We start from the raw sequence: 14,814 nt of genomic DNA, 5'->3' as shown, positions 1-14,814 counted from the left end.
AGTCCCTTATGGAATTTAGCGGTTTACTCGCCATGCTGTTCATCGGCGCGATAGCTGGCTGGCTGTCGGGAAAAATCATGGAAGGGCGTGGGTTCGGCCTGATCGGGAATATTATAGTCGGGATTGTCGGTGCGTTTCTGGCGGGCACGATCTTTCCCGCCCTGGGCTTTGCGGTTGGCGGAGGGCTCATCTCTTCGATCTTCTTTGCCACTATCGGCGCGGTGATCCTGCTGTTCCTGATCGGCCTGATCCGCAAGACATAAAGCCGCTCCAGAGACGGGCGGCTTTTGCGTTCGTTGGCGTCGTCAGTGGGCCAGAAACACGGGGATTTCTGATTGCTCCAGCATATTGCGGGTCGCGCCACCCAAAATGGCCTCGCGAAAGCGCGAATGGCCATAGGCCCCCATAACGATCATATCGGCCTCGGTATCGGCAGCGTGGCGATTGAGGATGTCTGAGACGCGCGTCATGGTCTTGCTGAGCACGTCGATTTCGCACTTCACCCCATGTCGCGCCAGCATCTGAGATAGCAGACCGCCCGGGTCCGATCGATCCGGCCCATGACGCGGTGGATCAATCACAACAATCCGTGTGAGTTCGGCCTGCTTCAAGAATGGCAACGCGCGACGGATGGCGCGCATCGCTTCGACGCTTTCGTTCCAGCCCACCATGACGGTTTTTGGGGCCGAAATCGGTTTGTTATCATCGGGCACTAACAGCACCGGCGAATGGCCTTCGAACATGGCGGCCTCGACGATGGGTTCCGCTTCTGCGTCGCGGTCTTTTCCATAAGGTCGCGGCAATACCACGAGGTCCGAAAAGCGTGCGCGACGTGCGACATGTCGCCCGAGATCAGCGATCTGAGCCACCCCGTTTTCGGCTGACCAGCGCACCCCCGACTTGCCCAGATAATCCTGAGCGTAGGCGAGTATCTCATCCGCTTCGGCATTGGCGCGGCTCAGGGTCTCCTGCAGGATCAACGCGTTTGCACCGGCGTAATAATAACCGGTCTGACTGCGGTCGACGCCAAGGCACAACGCTTCGATATGGGCATCCTGCCCTTCTGCCAAAGCCACCATCTGCGCCAGCGCGCATTGGGAAAGCTTGGTTTCCGTCATGACCGTCAGAAGGGATTTATATGCCATGTCGACCTCATGTTTCCGGCGCTGTCCGTTGCCAGCGCGTGTCTGTTTCTGCAAAATACCTCTCACAGAAAACAGGGGCTTGTCTTGATGCAGATCAAAGCGTCAAAGGCGACCTCGCTGCATTACAGCATGCAGTCAAAAAGGTTTCGCGTGACACGAAGAATCGCGCGAGGCATGGCAAAGGGACGCAATATGTCAAATTACATCAAGCTGATCGTGCTTGGGCTGGTGGTGCTGTTCGCAGCCATCGGCTCTAACTACGCACGGGATTTGGCGTATCAGGTGCACGCGATTCTGGTGATGTTGATCGCCGGCGGTCTGTTCATCTGGACGCTTAGAAACACGGAAGAGCCAGATATCCTCGTCGACCGCTCTGGTGAGTATATGGATGACGTGATCCGCTACGGCGTGATCGCAACCGCATTCTGGGGGGTAGTCGGGTTCCTGGCGGGGACTTTTATTGCGTTCCAGCTAGCCTTTCCGGCGCTGAACTTCGAATGGGCGCAGGGCTATCTTAATTTCGGGCGTCTGCGGCCGTTACATACATCGGCGGTTATCTTTGCCTTTGGCGGTAACGCGTTGATCGCAACTTCGTTCTATGTCGTACAGCGCACCAGCGCTGCGCGACTTTGGGGTGGAAACCTGGCATGGTTCGTGTTCTGGGGCTATCAGCTGTTCATCGTGCTTGCGGCAACCGGTTATATACTTGGTGGAACGCAATCGAAAGAATATGCCGAACCTGAATGGTACGTTGACCTGTGGCTGACCGTTGTCTGGGTTGCCTACCTGGCTGTTTATCTGGGCACGATCATCAAGCGGAAAGAGCCGCACATCTACGTGGCAAACTGGTTCTATCTGGCCTTTATCGTGACTGTCGCCATGCTGCACCTGGTCAACAACATGACCATCCCGGTCAGCATCTGGGGATCGAAATCGGTCATCGTCTGGTCTGGTGTTCAGGATGCCATGATCCAGTGGTGGTATGGCCACAACGCCGTGGGCTTCTTCCTGACTGCCGGTTTCCTGGGTATGATGTACTACTTCATCCCGAAACAGGCTGAGCGTCCAGTATTCAGCTACAAGCTGTCGATCATCCACTTCTGGGCGCTGATCTTCCTGTATATCTGGGCCGGTCCGCACCACCTGCACTATACCGCGCTGCCTGATTGGGCCTCGACCCTTGGCATGGTATTCTCGGTGATCCTATGGATGCCTTCGTGGGGTGGTATGATAAACGGTCTGATGACCCTGTCGGGTGCATGGGACAAACTACGCACTGACCCAGTGATCCGGATGATGGTGATTTCGGTCGGCTTCTACGGCATGTCCACGTTCGAGGGTCCGATGATGTCGATCCGCGCTGTGAACAGCCTCAGCCACTACACCGACTGGACTATCGGTCACGTACACTCGGGCGCGCTGGGCTGGAACGGTATGATCACCTTTGGTGCTCTTTACTTCCTGGTCCCTGTTCTGTGGAAGCGTGAGCGTCTTTACTCGCTGCAGCTGGTCAGCTGGCACTTCTGGCTCGCCACCATTGGCATCGTTCTCTACGCGGCGTCGATGTGGGTCACCGGTATCATGGAAGGCCTGATGTGGCGTGAAGTGGACGCCAATGGCTTCTTGGTGAATTCGTTCGCTGACACCGTTGCCGCGAAGTTCCCGATGTATGTGGTGCGTGCGCTAGGTGGCGTGATGTTCGTCGCTGGCTCGCTGATCATGTGCTACAACCTGTGGATGACTGTACGGAAAGCGCCGGCCAAAGAGGCCAGCCTGACCGTCGCGGTCCCGGCTGAATAAGGAGGGCCGGAGCAATGGCAATTCTCGACAAACACAAGATCCTCGAGACCAACGCGACCCTCCTGCTGATCTTCAGCTTTCTGGTCGTGACCATCGGTGGCATCGTACAGATCGCGCCCCTGTTCTATCTTGAGAACACCATCGAGAAGGTGGAGGGCATGCGCCCTTACACCCCTCTCGAACTGGCGGGGCGTGAGGTTTATCTGCGCGAAGGCTGCTATGTTTGCCACAGCCAGATGATCCGCCCGATGCGTGATGAGGTTGAACGCTATGGCCACTACTCGCTGGCGGCTGAATCCATGTATGATCATCCGTTCCAATGGGGGTCCAAACGCACCGGGCCGGATATTGCCCGCGTCGGGGGCCGGTATTCGGATCAATGGCAGGTGGACCACCTGCGCGATCCACAATCGGTGGTGCCGGAATCAGTGATGCCGAAATACGGCTTCCTTGAGGATCGTAAGCTAGACGGCAAGTATATCGGTGACATCATGGCGGCAAATGCCGTGGTCGGCACCCCGTATACCGACGAGATGCTTGAACAGGCGCAGGCCGATTTTCGGGCGCAGGCCGATCCGGACAGCGATTATGATGGATTGTTGGAACGCTATGGCGACAAGGTCAATGTGCGTAACTTTGACGGTCAGCCCGAGCTGACTGAAATGGATGCGTTGGTTGCTTACCTCCAGATGCTGGGCACGCTGGTCGATTTCTCGACCTTCACCCCGGACGCAAGCCGTTAAAGGAGGGTGTGATGGAACTATACACAATTCTAAGGCAGTTCGCGGATAGCTGGATGTTGCTGCTCCTGTTCTCGTTTTTTATTGGCATCATCATCTGGGTTTTCCGCCCTGGTGCCAGCAAGGAATACAAGGACACCGCCAACATCCCGTTCCGGCACGCTGATGCCCCAGCGCCCCGTCGGGGCGACGACAAACCCGCCACATCCAAGGAGGCGCGGCAATGAGTAAGACACCTGAAAAACAGCCGGGCGATCCTAACACCACGGGTCACAGCTGGGACGGAATCGAGGAATTCGATAATCCGATGCCACGCTGGTGGCTTTGGACCTTTTACGCGACCATCATTTGGGGCGTGATCTACACGATCATGTACCCCGCATGGCCCTTGGTTCAATCGGCAACCGCCGGTGTGCTGGGGTGGTCCTCGCGCGAGCTGGTGCAGCAGGAAATGGTCGCGTTCGAAGAAGCGAATGCGCCGTGGAATGCCAAGTTGGTGGAAACGCCGCTGGAAGAAATCTCGGCCGACGCGGAGCTGCAACAATACGCAGTTAACTCTGGTGGCGCTGTGTTCCGAACCTGGTGTGCGCAGTGCCACGGATCGGGCGCGCAGGGTGCGCCGGGTTTCCCGAACCTGCTGGATGATGCCTGGCTGTGGGGCGGCTCGCTTGAGGATATCGAGTACACCATCGCCTATGGCATCCGGAACGAGGAAAGCGACGACGCGCGCTATTCCGAGATGCCGGCCTTTGGTGAGATCCTCGAAAAGGATGAGATCACTCAAGTGGTTCAATACGTCATGTCCCTGACCAACGCCCAGACCGATGACGCGGCGGCGCAGGCAGGCAAGGTTGTGTTCGAAGACAACTGCGCGGCTTGCCACGGTGATGACGGCAAAGGCGACGTTTCCCAGGGTGCGCCGAATCTGACCGATGCGATCTGGCTTTACGGCGGCAGCCAAGAGGCCCTGACCGAGACGGTCACCTACAGCCGCTTTGGTGTGATGCCCCCGTGGGAGAATCGCCTGACCGACGCGCAGATTCGCGCTGTCACGGCCTATGTCCACCAGTTGGGTGGCGGTCAGTAAGGGTTAAAAGAACACCTCCGGGCGGTCTCCCGCCCGAAGGTCGAGGCACCGGCTGTTCCATCTGTTCGCGCGTTTCCAGAACAGCCGGTGCCGATTTTCAAACAATAGGGCTGCAATCTCTGCCGGTCCAGATACGGCATTCAACCCAGCATCAAAGATCGTTCAGATTTACATCGCGCGGGTTTTCTCTCCACCAATGATGTTCGGGCAGCCAGCGCCGCTTGCGACGGCCCGGCTTTGGCGCATCGTAGATGTGAGGCGTATTGATGCGTGTCGCGTTCAAAAAAGATCTGGCGAATACGGTCAGCATGGTTTCCCTCCTGTGCAGAGTTGTTTCTGAGCTTTAAGATTGACCTTTCGCACGCCGAATGCGACTCAATTACCATTTCAATGTGTAAGTAGGGTTTACATATGGACTGGCTATCACTGCCACCGTTGGCCTCTCTCAGGGCCTTTGCCGCCTTCGCTGAGAAGCGAAGTGTTGTCGAGGCCGGTGCTGCGCTCAATGTTAGCCACGCTGCAATCAGCCAGCAGCTTCGCGCGCTCGAGAAACATCTGGGCGCGGCTCTGCTGGACCGAACAGGCAAAGCGCTGACACTTACCGCGGAAGGTGAGCATCTGGCCCGTGCCCTGCAGCTTGGATTTGGTGCGATCGAGGCTGCTGTGGGTGATCTGGCTCGCTCGGCTCGGGACCGCCCGGTTCATGTGTCGCTGACGTCTTCCTTCGCTGCATCTTGGCTGATGCCGCGACTGCCGAGTTTCCGCGCGACGCATCCCGACGTAAACCTGATCCTAGATCCAACCTTTGAGGTGGTCGAGCTGCAACCGGGTGGCGTGGATGTAGCGATCCGTTATGGCGCCGGCGGTTGGTCGGGGGTGGAGTGTGAGATGTTGTTGCAGACGCCGATGGTCATCGTCGCCTCACCCACACTATTGGGTAACAAGACCGATTGGTCCCCGGCAGAACTTGCGCAGTTGCCGTGGCTTGAAGAAATTGGCACGACTGAGGGGACAAAATGGCTGACTGAGAGAGGTGTCGGACCCGAACGCGGCGCGGGGCGTACGCAGCTTCCCGGTAACCTGCTGCTGGATGGTTTGCGGTCTGGACAAGGGGTCACCGTCACTGTGCGACAATTCGTCGAAGCGGACATCAAAGCGGGCCGCATCGTCGAACTGTTCGCCGAGCCGGATACGCGCGGGTATCATATAGTTACGCAAAAACAAGCTCTTAGGCGATCCGTGAAAATCTTCATCAACTGGCTGAGGCGCGAAGCGCGAAGCCAGCAGTAATTCGCGCGTCTAAAGGTGTCTGCACGATGCGCGTTTTGACCCATGTCAAAGTCCCTTGCCTCGTGATCTGGAAGAACACACACTCAGAATAGCCAGTTGCGGAGCCAGCCTGTGAGCGATTCCAATCCCACCCCCAGTCTCTACGCCGCCAGAGAGCCGATTTTCCCGAGACGTGTGTCCGGCCCGTTTCGCAATCTGAAATGGATCATCATGGCGGTGACGCTGGGCATTTACTATGTGACGCCTTGGATCAGGTGGGATCGCGGTCCAAGCCTTCCGGATCAGGCCGTTCTTCTGGATCTGGCGAACCGCCGCTTCTATTTCTTCTGGATCGAGATTTGGCCGCACGAGTTCTATTTTGTCGCTGGGCTGCTGATCATGGCAGGATTGGGTCTGTTCCTGTTCACCTCGGCGCTTGGGCGGGTCTGGTGCGGGTATGCCTGCCCGCAGACGGTTTGGACGGACCTGTATATCCTTGTCGAGCGCTGGATCGAGGGCGACCGTAATGCGCGCCTGCGTCTGCACAGGCAGAAAAAGCTGGATTTCCGCAAGGCGCGGCTGCGCCTGACCAAGTGGGTCGCTTGGTTCTTCATCGGGCTCGCAACCGGTGGCGCCTGGGTTTTCTATTTTGCGGATGCACCAACTCTGGCGCGTGATCTGGTCACCGGAAACGCGCATCCAGTGGCCTATACGACGATGCTGATTCTGACCGGCACCACATTTTTCTTCGGTGGCTTTGCACGCGAACAAATCTGCATCTACGCCTGCCCATGGCCGCGCATTCAGGCCGCGATGATGGACGAGGATACCCTGGTCGTCGGATATCGCGAATGGAGGGGTGAACCACGCGGCAAAGGCAAACGTACGGCTGACAGCGAGCTGGGCGATTGCATCGATTGTATGGCTTGCGTCAATGTCTGCCCGGTAGGGATCGACATCCGAGACGGTCAGCAACTGGAATGCATTACCTGTGCGCTTTGCATCGACGCCTGCGATGACATGATGGCCAAGATAGGCAAGCCCCGTGGTCTGATCGATTACATGGCGCTGAGTGATGAGGCCCGCGAACGCGAAGGTCAGCCACCCAAAAACGTTTGGAAACACATCCTGCGTCCGCGCACGATCCTGTACACGGCGCTATGGTCACTGGTCGGATTTGCACTGCTCTTTGCGCTGTTCATTCGTTCGGATATCGATTTGACGGTTGCGCCGGTGCGGAACCCGACTTTCGTTACCCTCTCAGATGGCACGATCCGTAACACCTATGATGTACGCCTGCGCAACAAACATGGCGTGGATCGGCCATTCAAACTGACGATTGCGGGCGATCCTTCGCTGCAGATTGAAATCGAAGGTGTTGAAGGCGAGACTGTTAATGTCACTGCAGATACGGCACAATTGACCCGCGTCTATATCACCGCTCCGCAGGGTACTGCCCCTGCGGCGGCTGACAGCACCTCGGTTCGCATCTGGGTCGAAGATCTGGAAAGTGGTGAGCGAGCCTACAAGGATACCAGTTTCAACGGACGAGGAAGCTGAGAATGGCAGAACGTCAATTCACAGGCAAACACGCATTGGCGGTATTTGTCGCGGCCTTTGGCGTGATCATCACGGTGAACCTTGTCTTGGCTTATAGTGCAATCAAGACCTTTCCGGGGCTTGAGGTGAAGAACTCCTATGTAGCCAGCCAGGAGTTCAATGAACGTTTGAAGGAACAGCAGGCCTTGGGTTGGAACATCAAGGCCGAGCTGACCGGAGGGCTGCTGGTGCTATACATAACCGATCAGACCGGTTCCCCTGTTGAAGTGGCAGATCTGCAGGCCGTGGTGGGGCGCGCCACCCATGTGAAGGAAGACTTCTCGCCGGACTTTACTTTTGATGGCATCGCCTATGCCGCTCCAGCTGCCCTGGGCAAAGGGAACTGGAACATTCGCCTTGTGGCCAAAGCAAAAGATGGTGCCGAGTTCGCACAACGTGTGCCCCTGTATGTGAAAGGTTAGAGATGGTTGCGCAAGCCACCCCATCTCGGGCAGCCTGTCCTGGCTGCATCGCAGCCCCGGCAGAAGCGGCGCGGCCAATCCCAGAGGATGTGCAGATCGCGCTGTCGCTGCCGGGCATCCACTGCTCGGCCTGCATCTCTACGGTCGAGCGTGAGTTGAATGCCCATCCCGGCGTTGAAGACGCGCGGGTCAATCTCACGCTGAAACGCGCGATGATCAAGGCGGCACCGGACACGCGCGCCGCCGATCTGATCCCGGTGTTGGAGCGCGCTGGCTTTGAAGCCCACGAACTGGATCCGGGTGCGCTTTCGGCTACGCAAACCGATAAGGCCGGGCGCGATCTGCTGATGCGGCTAGCAGTGGCGGGTTTTGCTTCGATGAACGTGATGCTGTTATCGGTGTCGGTCTGGTCCGGCGCCACCGATGCGACGCGCGACATGTTCCACTGGATATCGGCGGCGATTGCGCTGCCTGCAATTGCATTCTCGGCCCAGCCTTTCTTTTCCAACGCCTGGAGCGCGCTGCGCGTGCGTCGGTTGAATATGGATGTGCCGATTGTTCTGGCGATCCTGCTGGCTCTGGTCACGTCGCTTTGGGAAACTGCACTCAGCGGTGAACATGCTTATTTCGACGCGGCTTTGACCCTGACGTTCTTCCTGCTAGCAGGCAGGTATTTGGACTATCGCACCCGTGCCGCGGCACGTTCGGCTGCCGAAGAACTAACCGCGCTGGAGGTCCCGCGCGCCATCCGGCTAGTGGATGGGACCGAAGCGGAAGTGGCGGTGGCGAGCCTTAACGTGGGTGATCTGATTCTGGTTCGCCCCGGAGGGCGCATGCCAGTGGATGGCGAAATCATCTCGGGCCTGTCCGAGTTGGACCGGTCGCTGCTGACCGGGGAAACCCTCCCGGTCTTTGCCGAGGCCGGGCTGAACGTCAGTGCAGGTGAGGTTAACCTGACCGGTCCCCTGACCATCCGTGCGACGGCAGTCGGGGAAGATACCTCGCTGCACCGTATGGCGGATCTGGTAGCCATCGCTGAATCGGGCCGGTCACGGTATACCTCGCTGGCAGACAAGGCGGCCAAGCTTTATGCGCCGGGGGTGCATATACTCTCCGCGCTCAGCTTCTTAGGATGGTATATTTATTCGGGCGATATCCGGACGGCGCTGAATATCGCTGCGGCGGTTTTGATCATCACATGTCCCTGCGCGCTGGGCTTGGCAGTGCCGGCGGTAACCACTGCAGCATCAGGCCGATTGTTCCGCAGTGGCATGCTGATCAAACACGCGACCGCGTTAGAACGGCTGGCCGAAGTGGATACGGTGGTGTTCGACAAGACCGGAACCCTAACATCCGGTGCGCCTGAGTTGACCAACCTTGGTGATCATTCGCGTAGCGATTTGCAAGTGGCTCTGGCATTAGCCGAAGCGTCTTCGCACCCCTTGTCGCTTGCCCTTGCAAAGGCTGCGCGTGAGGCCGGGATCAAGCCTGCCAAGTTGCACGATGTTGTTGAGGTGCCGGGATATGGCACTGAGGGCGTTTACCGTGATCAGCAGGTCCGGCTGGGTCGAGCGGCCTGGGTCGGCGGCGAATATGGTGAGCAGACCGCAGCCTGGCTCGCAATCGGATCGCGGACGCCATCGCGCTTTACTTTTACCGACAGTCTGCGCGCAGGCGCTGCCGAGGCGGTCGCGGCTTTCCGCGCTGCTGGCAAAGACGTCATCCTGATTTCCGGCGATACGCAAGGCGCGGTTCAGGCCTTGGCGGGCAAGCTTGGCATTGAGAACTGCATCGCCCAGGCCTTGCCTCAAGACAAAGCCGCCAAGGTGCAGCAGCTGAGTGATCAGGGTCGGCACGTTCTGATGGTCGGCGATGGGCTGAACGATACGGCGGCATTGGCGGCGGCGCATGTGTCGATTTCTCCGGCCAGCGCCTTGGATGCCGCGCGGGTGGCGTCGGATATCGTGCTACTGGGCAATGATCTGTCCCCAATCGCTGAGGCTTGCGATACAGCCGTCAGGGCGACCCGTCGGATTCGCGAGAATTTCCGGATCGCCACTGTCTATAACATCATCGCGGTCCCGCTGGCCGTTGCCGGGTTGGCGACACCCCTTATTGCGGCATTGGCGATGTCGACCTCGTCGATTACTGTTTCGCTGAACGCCTTGCGGCTGAGGTAACTCTGATGGAAGTGCTTGCCTATCTGATCCCGATTTCCCTGCTTTTGGGCGGGGTTGGCTTGGTTGCGTTTATCTACACGGTCCGCTCGAACCAGTATGAGGATCCGGAAGGCGATGCGCGCCGTATCCTAAGCGACGAATGGGATGACAAGCCCAAGCCCTGACAGAGGCGTCAACAGCCCTTGAAATTGCCGCAATGCCCGGCTATGTCCGGCCCATCCGCTAGAAGAGAGATTGTAGCCTCATGGCAACCTTAAACCCGATCCAGTTCATTCAGCAGGTCCGCGCCGAAGTCGCAAAGGTCGTCTGGCCGACCCGTCGTGAGGTTCTGTTGACCACGGTCATGGTGTTCATCATGGCTGCGCTGACGGCTGTGTTCTTTGCGCTGGTTGATCTGGGCATTCGCGGCGGTCTGCAACTGGTACTCGGCGCGTTCAGCTAAGCCGGTTTGGGCAAGCCGAAACGCGACTGCCCCCTTGCACAGCTTGCGATGTCAGAGTAGGTGACATGACTATTCGGAATGGGCGTGCGGCGAATCGGGCTGCGCGCCGCTTTTTATTCCGGGTGACGCAATAGGATTTCAACGAAGGGCGCGATGCGTCGCAGCCCAAAGGCAAACAAGGACGACAGGTTCATGGCGAAACGGTGGTATTCGGTCAGCGTTCTTTCGAATTTCGAAAAGAAGATCGCAGAGCAGATCCGCACGTCGGTGGCTGAGCAGGGCCTTGAAGACGATATCGACGAGGTACTGGTGCCCACCGAAGAGGTGATCGAAGTGCGCCGGGGCAAGAAGGTCACCACCGAACGTCGCTTTATGCCGGGTTACGTGCTGGTACACATGGAAATGTCGGATCAGGGCTATCACCTGATCAACTCGATCAATCGCGTTACTGGCTTCCTGGGCCCCCAGGGCCGCCCGATGCCGATGCGCGATGCCGAGGTGAACCAGATCCTCAACCGCGTTCAGGAAGGTGAAGAAGCGCCCAAGCTGATGATCAGCTTCGAGGTCGGCGAGAAGGTCAAGGTCAACGACGGCCCGTTCGAGGATTTCGACGGCATGGTCGAAGGTGTGGACGACGAGAACCAGAAACTGAAAGTTTCGGTTTCGATCTTTGGCCGCGAAACACCGGTCGAGCTGGACTTTACGCAGGTCACCAAGCAGAGCTGATTGGTTTCCATCGAACCATCGTTTGGGGTGCCTTATGGGCACCCTTTTTACGTTTGGGGCGTGCTCATCTGCCAGACAGTTTGATCCTCACCAAAACCTTTAAGTGATACAGTTCCGACCGGTTCGCAGAGTTCCGGCAGAAACGCTGCGGCTGTATCCGAAAGGACATGGTCGCAATCCAAGTCTGTGGCCGCCGCTACAAGTCTAGCCGCCAAATTGACGTCGGGACCGATGGCCGTGAAATCCAGCCGATCCCCACCACCTACATTTCCATAGTGGAAGCGACCATGATGGATCGCAGTCCGTACGCCTAGCTTGTGCTGGAAATCGGCCTCGGCCAGCGACGCCACACCCTCGCGCACCGCTGCGATGGCGGCCTGAATCTGCACCTTTGGCGGAAGATCCGTGCTGGTTGGGAAGATGGCAAAAAAGCCGTCGCCCATGAACTTCAGAATCTCTCCGCCGTGGTCCATGACCGACGGGACAAGGCAATCAAACGTGTCATTCAGCAGCCGGACCAGCGTATCGCCGGAAACCGAATTCGAAAGGCGGGTAAATCCCTTGAGATCCGCAAACAGGATAACGGCCTCGATTTTGCTGCCATCACCGCGATGTACTTTACCGTCCAGAATGTGGGCGCCACTGTTGCGGCCGACATAGGTCGACAGCAGGTAGGTCGCGTCGAGCCGCAGCATATAGGTCTCGGTCAGGCGGGCGAGCGGACCGCGAACCCGGCTCAGGATCGCTAGATCACTCTCTGAAAACCCACCGGGCGTGGCACTTGACCAAGTGCAGACATGGGTATCGCCGTTGAGATAGATCAGCGGTTGCGCCAGATAATCGGTGAAGCCCTGCTCGCGCAATTCGCCGACAATGATGTAATCCTCGGGGCAGCTGGGGTCTTCCAGATGGCGGCGGATGGGTTGCTGACGCTCGATCACATGCGGCAGGGGGTTATCGGTGTAGATCGCCTCGTTGAACAATTGAGACGGCGCGTCGACCCGATCAACGCCAGCGTCCGCTTTCCACAGGAAACGTCGACCCATCAGATTGGGATGCAGCGTCCAGATGAACAAACCGAACCGGTCGATGGCGACACCGGCATCCAGCAGACGGGTACAGATACCTTCGATGATATCGACCGCATTTCCAGCTGGGCGGGCACCGTCAACCATCCACTCGATCAAAGCGTCGATCTTGTCCTGTTTTGGGATCGGTTCCGGTGGGGTCGGCATAGTGGCACCCTCAAGATAGAACGCCGCGATGCAAACAGACACCGCGGCGTTATTTGTATCAGCCTCGCAGTGGCTGAAACGACTGAGTGCGCGACTTACTGCGCTTGAACCATAGCCGCACGCAACAGTTGCGGGCGGTCGGTCTGGGATGGCAGGAAGACGGCCTGCGAACCGGCATCCAGCGCCGAAAGGCTCGCATCGTACCACTGCATCGCAAGATCGCGACGCTGTTGCACACCAAAGCCTTCGCGCAGGTGGTGGCCGATCAACTCTCCATAGGCAGGCTCACCCATCGCGACTAGCATCAATGCGGAACCGACGGCCGTGTCCATGTTGTCCTGACGGTAGCCCATCGACAGACAGACTTTGCTTGTCGCTGCAAGATCAGCGGGGCTAAGGCCCGAGTCCAGCGCAAGCTTGCGTACCTGGGTTTCAGCTTCTGCCTTCGAGCTGATCGACAGCGCATCAACTTGCGGTGCCAACATTTCACCGTACGAGTCGCATTGTGCGCTCACCTGATCCGGCGTCAGCCCCTGGATATCCGCCATCAGATCTTCGCCACGCGCCATTGCATAGCTGCGAGCAAGGCAGAACTGTTCGCTGAGGGCAAAATCGGCATCCGTCATATTTGACAGTGTCGTGTAGCCCCCGTTGGTCGAGGTCTGCAGCATCACCCCGCTACACCGATTGGCCAGCGATGGGCCGCCGGTCCCGCCGGAAAACAGGCTTGGCAGGCTGGCAGAGGCTGTTTCAGTTGTTTTGGCCTCGGGCTCTGGTTCCTGAGCTTGAGGAACCACAACCGGAATCGTGGTTGCTGGGGCTTGTGCTGGTGCCTGAGGGGCAGCAGCCAGGGCAGAGCCGGTTTGTATCTGCCGACGGTATTCCATCAAAAGCGGTTGGCCTGCGAGTTGAGTTGTCGTCTGACCGCCGCTTGTCGCCCAGTAATAGGCCTGCATCAGGAAGTCGCGCTGATAGGGCTGGAAGTCATAGCCATTCATGGGGTAGCCCATCGAGACCTGATAGCGTTCGATCGCAGACCGCGTGCCACGACCGACCTGACCATCAACGCGACCGGCGTTGTAGCCAAAATAGTTGAGCGCGGTTTGGGTTTGCGCCCCTTGTGTGGTCGACGGAATTCCGGGGCGATAGGTGCGTGTTGTTGTTGACCTCGTCCGGGCCTGCTGTTTTCTCTGCTGATCCCGGCCGATAGCGTAGCCGATGACGCCACCAACCACAGCACCGCCCAGTATCTCGCCAGCATCGGCCCGCGCGGTCTGAGGAGAAGACGCCGCAAATGACAGCGCGATGCCAACTGTTATTAATAAACGGATGATCATAATTAACCTCCACCAAAAATACTAATTTCGTCGAGTATAGCACAGCTGCGAGTATTGAGGTGAGGGGGGTGGCGGAAACCCGACCATCCCGCAACCATCGCGCAGATTCTGCATTGATATTAATTTCTTAAGAGTTGTCAGTCGCACCTTGTTAGTAACGATCTGTACGCCGTGAGCGTATGAGACCCACTTGGGGGCTTGATTCGATGTGTGAGAGCAGGGCAGGCCACTTGCCAACCCCGCCGTTCCGCTGTAAGTGCCGCCCCTATCGTCTTCGGGCGAGATTCTCTCGTGGGAGGTTGCTGGGATCGCGATCCCGGATCGGACCACGCAACATAGTCTGGGTGAAACGCGTTTCACCTAAGTTGAAAGGAAAACCAAATGGCCAAGAAGCTTGCTGGTACAATGAAGCTGCAGGTTCCTGCAGGTCAGGCGAACCCGTCGCCGCCAGTTGGTCCGGCGCTGGGTCAGCGCGGCATCAACATCATGGAATTCTGCAAGGCGTTCAACGCCAAGACCGCAGACATGGAGCCCGGCGCTCCGTGCCCGACCGTGATCACCTACTATCAGGACAAGTCCTTCACCATGGACATCAAGACGCCGCCCGCGTCTTACTACCTGAAAAAAGCAGCTGGTCTGAAGCCGGTTGGCAAGCGTAACCGCCCTCGTGGTGCGGAAAACCCAGGTCGTGAGACCGTGGCAACCGTGACCTCGAAGCAGGTTCGTGAAATCGCCGAAGCCAAAATGAAAGATCTGAACGCCAACGACGTCGAAGGCGCAATGCAGATCATCCTGGGCTCGGCCCGCTCAATGGGCATCGAGGTGAAGTAAG

At 58.1% G+C, this 14,814-nt stretch carries 17 protein-coding genes; 13 read left to right on the top strand and 4 right to left on the bottom strand.

Going from position 1 to position 14,814, the window contains the following annotated elements:
- Nucleotides 1–8 precede the first annotated feature (8 nt).
- Nucleotides 9–263 carry a GlsB/YeaQ/YmgE family stress response membrane protein gene (locus ACR0EN_RS06105; RefSeq protein WP_170398637.1) on the top strand — a complete coding sequence of 85 codons (255 nt, stop codon included), beginning with the start codon at nt 9–11 and terminating at the stop codon, nt 261–263.
- Between the two features lie 42 nt (nt 264–305).
- Here the strand turns inward: ACR0EN_RS06105 and ACR0EN_RS06100 are convergent, their stop codons facing one another.
- Nucleotides 306–1,145 carry a universal stress protein gene (locus ACR0EN_RS06100; protein ID WP_480585728.1) on the bottom strand — a complete coding sequence of 280 codons (840 nt, stop codon included), beginning with the start codon at nt 1,143–1,145 and terminating at the stop codon, nt 306–308.
- Nucleotides 1,146–1,337: 192 nt separating this feature from the next.
- Between ACR0EN_RS06100 and ccoN the strand changes: the two genes are divergently transcribed.
- The 4 genes from ccoN to ccoP are packed head-to-tail and all read left to right on the top strand — an operon-like array spanning nt 1,338 to nt 4,772.
- Nucleotides 1,338–2,945, top strand: a complete 1,608-nt coding sequence (ccoN, locus tag ACR0EN_RS06095; protein ID WP_170398630.1) for a cytochrome-c oxidase, cbb3-type subunit I — start codon at nt 1,338–1,340, stop codon at nt 2,943–2,945.
- 14 nt (nt 2,946–2,959) lie between these two features.
- Nucleotides 2,960–3,688, top strand: a complete 729-nt coding sequence (gene ccoO / locus ACR0EN_RS06090) for a cytochrome-c oxidase, cbb3-type subunit II (RefSeq protein WP_170398627.1) — start codon at nt 2,960–2,962, stop codon at nt 3,686–3,688.
- A gap of 11 nt (nt 3,689–3,699) precedes the next feature.
- Nucleotides 3,700–3,912 (top strand): cbb3-type cytochrome c oxidase subunit 3, encoded by a 213-nt coding sequence (locus tag ACR0EN_RS06085; RefSeq protein WP_170398624.1) that lies wholly within the window; start codon nt 3,700–3,702, stop codon nt 3,910–3,912.
- On the top strand, nt 3,909–4,772 hold the full coding sequence (gene ccoP, locus ACR0EN_RS06080) for a cytochrome-c oxidase, cbb3-type subunit III (RefSeq protein ID WP_170398621.1): 864 nt from the start codon (nt 3,909–3,911) through the stop codon (nt 4,770–4,772). The genes ACR0EN_RS06085 and ccoP overlap by 4 nt, the downstream gene beginning before the upstream one ends.
- A gap of 151 nt (nt 4,773–4,923) precedes the next feature.
- On the opposite strand, the gene ACR0EN_RS06075 is transcribed toward ccoP, so the two are convergent.
- Entirely contained in the window at nt 4,924–5,082 is a 159-nt protein-coding gene (locus ACR0EN_RS06075; protein ID WP_170398617.1) for a hypothetical protein, read from the bottom strand.
- A gap of 101 nt (nt 5,083–5,183) precedes the next feature.
- Here ACR0EN_RS06075 and ACR0EN_RS06070 point away from each other — a divergent pair, with 101 nt between their 5' ends.
- The 7 genes from ACR0EN_RS06070 (at nt 5,184) to nusG (ending at nt 11,410) form a co-directional block, all read left to right on the top strand.
- Nucleotides 5,184–6,062, top strand: a complete 879-nt coding sequence (locus tag ACR0EN_RS06070; protein WP_170425753.1) for a LysR family transcriptional regulator — start codon at nt 5,184–5,186, stop codon at nt 6,060–6,062.
- 111 nt (nt 6,063–6,173) lie between these two features.
- Nucleotides 6,174–7,601 (top strand): cytochrome c oxidase accessory protein CcoG, encoded by a 1,428-nt coding sequence (ccoG, locus tag ACR0EN_RS06065; RefSeq protein ID WP_170425751.1) that lies wholly within the window; start codon nt 6,174–6,176, stop codon nt 7,599–7,601.
- A 2-nt stretch (nt 7,602–7,603) separates the two neighbouring features.
- Nucleotides 7,604–8,062, top strand: a complete 459-nt coding sequence (locus ACR0EN_RS06060; RefSeq protein WP_170398607.1) for a FixH family protein — start codon at nt 7,604–7,606, stop codon at nt 8,060–8,062.
- A 2-nt stretch (nt 8,063–8,064) separates the two neighbouring features.
- Nucleotides 8,065–10,242: a heavy metal translocating P-type ATPase gene (locus ACR0EN_RS06055; protein ID WP_170818449.1), complete on the top strand. Its 2,178-nt coding sequence runs from the start codon at nt 8,065–8,067 to the stop codon at nt 10,240–10,242.
- Nucleotides 10,243–10,247: 5 nt separating this feature from the next.
- A complete protein-coding gene (gene ccoS / locus ACR0EN_RS06050) occupies nt 10,248–10,406 on the top strand; it encodes a cbb3-type cytochrome oxidase assembly protein CcoS (protein WP_074737762.1) in 159 nt (52 codons plus the stop codon).
- A gap of 80 nt (nt 10,407–10,486) precedes the next feature.
- Entirely contained in the window at nt 10,487–10,684 is a 198-nt protein-coding gene (secE, locus tag ACR0EN_RS06045) for a preprotein translocase subunit SecE (RefSeq protein WP_170398600.1), read from the top strand.
- 192 nt (nt 10,685–10,876) lie between these two features.
- The gene (gene nusG / locus ACR0EN_RS06040; RefSeq protein ID WP_152459924.1) at nt 10,877–11,410 is read left to right on the top strand and encodes a transcription termination/antitermination protein NusG; all 534 of its coding nucleotides are present in this window, start codon (nt 10,877–10,879) and stop codon (nt 11,408–11,410) included.
- 47 nt (nt 11,411–11,457) lie between these two features.
- Here the strand turns inward: nusG and ACR0EN_RS06035 are convergent, their stop codons facing one another.
- Both ACR0EN_RS06035 and ACR0EN_RS06030 read right to left on the bottom strand, forming a co-directional pair.
- Nucleotides 11,458–12,645 carry an adenylate/guanylate cyclase domain-containing protein gene (locus ACR0EN_RS06035; protein ID WP_170398596.1) on the bottom strand — a complete coding sequence of 396 codons (1,188 nt, stop codon included), beginning with the start codon at nt 12,643–12,645 and terminating at the stop codon, nt 11,458–11,460.
- A gap of 95 nt (nt 12,646–12,740) precedes the next feature.
- Nucleotides 12,741–13,982 carry a peptidoglycan-binding domain-containing protein gene (locus ACR0EN_RS06030; protein ID WP_480585725.1) on the bottom strand — a complete coding sequence of 414 codons (1,242 nt, stop codon included), beginning with the start codon at nt 13,980–13,982 and terminating at the stop codon, nt 12,741–12,743.
- A 381-nt stretch (nt 13,983–14,363) separates the two neighbouring features.
- On the opposite strand from ACR0EN_RS06030, the gene rplK reads away from it, so the two are divergent.
- The gene (gene rplK, locus ACR0EN_RS06025; RefSeq protein ID WP_010440985.1) at nt 14,364–14,813 is read left to right on the top strand and encodes a 50S ribosomal protein L11; all 450 of its coding nucleotides are present in this window, start codon (nt 14,364–14,366) and stop codon (nt 14,811–14,813) included.
- The last annotated feature ends 1 nt before the right edge of the window (nt 14,814 follow it).

Source organism: Ruegeria sp. AB7 (genome assembly GCF_056542625.1).
The sequence above is the reverse complement of the archived record's forward strand: the minus strand, read 5'-3'. Positions and strand labels throughout refer to the sequence as shown.

Coding starts and splice junctions, on each gene's coding strand:
- ccoN (WP_170398630.1), top strand. CDS start 1,338: ATGTCAAATTACATCAAGCTGATCGTGCTTGGGCTGGTGGTGCTGTTC.
- ACR0EN_RS06070 (WP_170425753.1), top strand. CDS start 5,184: ATGGACTGGCTATCACTGCCACCGTTGGCCTCTCTCAGGGCCTTTGCC.
- ccoO (WP_170398627.1), top strand. CDS start 2,960: ATGGCAATTCTCGACAAACACAAGATCCTCGAGACCAACGCGACCCTC.
- rplK (WP_010440985.1), top strand. CDS start 14,364: ATGGCCAAGAAGCTTGCTGGTACAATGAAGCTGCAGGTTCCTGCAGGT.
- ccoS (WP_074737762.1), top strand. CDS start 10,248: ATGGAAGTGCTTGCCTATCTGATCCCGATTTCCCTGCTTTTGGGCGGG.
- secE (WP_170398600.1), top strand. CDS start 10,487: ATGGCAACCTTAAACCCGATCCAGTTCATTCAGCAGGTCCGCGCCGAA.
- ccoP (WP_170398621.1), top strand. CDS start 3,909: ATGAGTAAGACACCTGAAAAACAGCCGGGCGATCCTAACACCACGGGT.
- ACR0EN_RS06060 (WP_170398607.1), top strand. CDS start 7,604: ATGGCAGAACGTCAATTCACAGGCAAACACGCATTGGCGGTATTTGTC.
- ACR0EN_RS06100 (WP_480585728.1), bottom strand. CDS start 1,145: ATGGCATATAAATCCCTTCTGACGGTCATGACGGAAACCAAGCTTTCC.
- ACR0EN_RS06055 (WP_170818449.1), top strand. CDS start 8,065: ATGGTTGCGCAAGCCACCCCATCTCGGGCAGCCTGTCCTGGCTGCATC.
- ACR0EN_RS06085 (WP_170398624.1), top strand. CDS start 3,700: ATGGAACTATACACAATTCTAAGGCAGTTCGCGGATAGCTGGATGTTG.
- ACR0EN_RS06035 (WP_170398596.1), bottom strand. CDS start 12,645: ATGCCGACCCCACCGGAACCGATCCCAAAACAGGACAAGATCGACGCT.
- ACR0EN_RS06105 (WP_170398637.1), top strand. CDS start 9: ATGGAATTTAGCGGTTTACTCGCCATGCTGTTCATCGGCGCGATAGCT.
- ACR0EN_RS06075 (WP_170398617.1), bottom strand. CDS start 5,082: ATGCTGACCGTATTCGCCAGATCTTTTTTGAACGCGACACGCATCAAT.
- ACR0EN_RS06030 (WP_480585725.1), bottom strand. CDS start 13,982: ATGATCATCCGTTTATTAATAACAGTTGGCATCGCGCTGTCATTTGCG.
- nusG (WP_152459924.1), top strand. CDS start 10,877: ATGGCGAAACGGTGGTATTCGGTCAGCGTTCTTTCGAATTTCGAAAAG.